Source organism: Bifidobacterium sp. RTP21102st3_E2_RTP21102_210122 (assembly GCF_040916945.1).
Lineage (GTDB): Bacteria > Actinomycetota > Actinomycetes > Actinomycetales > Bifidobacteriaceae > Bifidobacterium > Bifidobacterium longum.
This window is the reverse complement of sequence record NZ_JBCPAN010000035.1, coordinates 1-1,047: the sequence shown is the minus strand read 5'-3', so window position 1 is coordinate 1,047 and position 1,047 is coordinate 1. Positions and strand designations below refer to the sequence as shown.

The window sequence follows — 1,047 nt, the reverse complement described above, 5'->3', positions numbered from 1 at the left end:
AGGAATTTCCCAACTAACAGAGCCTGCGTTGTTTGGTCGTGTACCACTACCACGATTTGTGAGAGCTATGTGCGGCCGACCCCACGTATTATCAATCCCCAAAGTGCCATTGAGATTTTGACTCAAATCATTCAAAATAGCGGCATTCTTTTGTCCTTGTTGTAACCCCTTAACAATGCCATTGTTAGTAACGTAATCAAATAGGATTTCAGACTGTTTATACTGCTCTGTGTCCGCTTCTTCACGATTACCAACCTCAAGAGCGCCTTTAGCATTAACAACGCCTATATAGCCATTTTCTGCATTGTGCTTAATGGTGATAATAGGTTCAGCATCCACATTCCCGTTATTAACCAAATCAAAAACAATCTTGTCTGTTTCTACTTTTGGATTGTCAAACCGCTTGTAAGCAGTAGAATGAGCAACTCCGTCCGGAATGAGAATTTTAAACTCTGACCGCTGAAACCATCTTGTGATGTTGTCAGGCGTTATATCATCAACAGGCAAACCCATATAATACTTATCTGGTTCATCGCCATATATGATTTTTACCGGCTCTAACACATTCAGGACACCCGCTAGTTCGTGTTTGAGGCGCTCCATTTCCATTGCTGTCATGGTTTTCATGTCAAATTTAATAGTATGCTCTTTCGCACCACGCTTTACTTGCTGAACATTAACGCCCAAGCCGGGAGCATCATCAGTTGTGATGCTCCTTTTGTTTCCTACTGGGCGAATAATATTTGTAATCCGGAAAAAGCGCGACATATCAACCCCGTTGAATGTCATCTCTTTTGTCATGTCAGTATTCCTCTCATTCTGTTGTCTCGTATTGTTTGTTTAGCTTGATAAGTAGTCATGGCATCTCCTGTTGTACGGGCAACTTCTTCATCTTTCACAATTAAGCTAACTGGTCGCTTAACTGCTTCTTCTGCAACATCAAGCGCTTTTTCCATCAGGTCATTAGATTTCTCTTTAGCAACCTCAACAGTCGCTTTTACCGCATTTTCAAGGTCAGATTTAACTTGTACAAACGTAGACAACTTA

Annotated in this window: 2 protein-coding genes; both read right to left on the bottom strand. The window is 41.3% G+C overall.

Annotation, left to right across the window (positions count from 1 at the left end):
- Positions 1-801, bottom strand: an 801-nt coding sequence (locus tag AB5287_RS10060; RefSeq protein WP_368221189.1) for a distal tail protein Dit, incomplete at its 3' end; no start/stop codon positions are given.
- On the bottom strand, positions 798-1,047 hold a 250-nt coding region (locus AB5287_RS10055; protein WP_368221187.1), incomplete at its 5' end, for a hypothetical protein. The genes AB5287_RS10060 and AB5287_RS10055, both read right to left, overlap by 4 nt.